Source organism: Paucilactobacillus suebicus DSM 5007 = KCTC 3549, assembly GCF_001434475.1.
Lineage (GTDB): Bacteria > Bacillota > Bacilli > Lactobacillales > Lactobacillaceae > Paucilactobacillus > Paucilactobacillus suebicus.
Genome location: NZ_AZGF01000073.1, coordinates 1 through 518, shown reverse-complemented (window position 1 = coordinate 518; position 518 = coordinate 1). Strand labels below are relative to the sequence as shown.

Annotated in this window: 2 protein-coding genes; both read left to right on the top strand. The window is 38.8% G+C overall.

Going from position 1 to position 518, the window contains the following annotated elements:
* Positions 1 to 61 precede the first annotated feature (61 nt).
* Positions 62 to 193: a hypothetical protein gene (locus tag FD16_RS13285; RefSeq protein ID WP_268871799.1), complete on the top strand. Its 132-nt coding sequence runs from the start codon at positions 62 to 64 to the stop codon at positions 191 to 193.
* Positions 194 to 287: 94 nt separating this feature from the next.
* Positions 288 to 518, top strand: a 231-nt coding sequence (locus FD16_RS13215; protein WP_010623359.1) for a hypothetical protein, incomplete at its 3' end; no start/stop codon positions are given.

The window sequence follows — 518 nt, the reverse complement described above, 5'->3', positions numbered from 1 at the left end:
GATGGTAAAAAATATCTAATTAACGTAGATCGATTCACGGTTGATGAGATTGGAGTAGACGATGTGGGAGAAAATTAAAACGGCCATTATTGGCATTGTTGGGTATGGAATTGTGATCGGATGCATTGGAGTCATCATCTACTTGATTTGGTTTCATACCGCATGGGTGATTGACATTCTAAATGGGTACTAAAAAAACGCTCACCAAACGGTGAACGCGGAGATGATGCCTCTTATTAATATAATTTATATGTCAACTAAATTATACCATATAAGGGGTGTCGGAATTGGGACTATTTGAACAGCAAACGATTTTTTCTAGTCACATCGACAAAGAGAAGACGCAAAGAAACGTAAAACGATTGTTGAAAGATGAATTGCCTCGGTTAGAAAGAATAGCTGGGGAATCATTAATAAAGGCAGCCTCAATGGACGGCATGCCTAAAGCTCCTAGTAGAGGCAATTCACAGGAAGACAGAATTGTTCAGAGACTTACAGCTCATGAAATTATAGTTGCG

Coding starts and splice junctions, on each gene's coding strand:
- FD16_RS13285 (WP_268871799.1), top strand. CDS start 62: ATGTGGGAGAAAATTAAAACGGCCATTATTGGCATTGTTGGGTATGGA.